Raw genomic sequence first — 411 nt, forward strand, 5'->3', positions numbered from 1 at the left:
TCCAGCAGCATGGGCATGCTCGCGCGCGGGTTCATGCCGCCGTAGAGCGCACCCTGAAGCCGCTTGTGCGACAAGGTCATCTCGGCGAGCACCAGGGGTACCATCACCTCGCCATTCGGGACCAGGCCGGTGAGCACGCAGGTCCCCCCCTTGCGGGTCAGCATCATCGCCGGAGCGAGCAGATCGACGTGCACGACGCCGGCGGTGATGATTACCCGATCGGCCATCACACCGCGGGTCAACTCCTGTACCAGCGGGATGGCGGCCTCGACCGATTCGACGGTGTGGGTCGCACCGAATGACGGTGCCGCATCGCGCTTGAACTCGACCGGATCCACACCCACCACGTTCCCGGCACCGACCGCACGAGCACCTTGCAGGGCGTTCATGCCGACGCCGCCGGTGCCGATC

At 67.2% G+C, this 411-nt stretch carries 1 protein-coding gene; it reads right to left on the bottom strand.

The window, feature by feature from the left end:
* On the bottom strand, nucleotides 1–411 hold a 411-nt coding region (locus RNB18_RS52910), incomplete at both ends, for a zinc-binding dehydrogenase (RefSeq protein ID WP_311721166.1).

Origin of the sequence: Streptomyces doebereineriae (assembly GCF_031845645.1) — a bacterium.
Lineage (GTDB): Bacteria > Actinomycetota > Actinomycetes > Streptomycetales > Streptomycetaceae > Streptomyces > Streptomyces canus.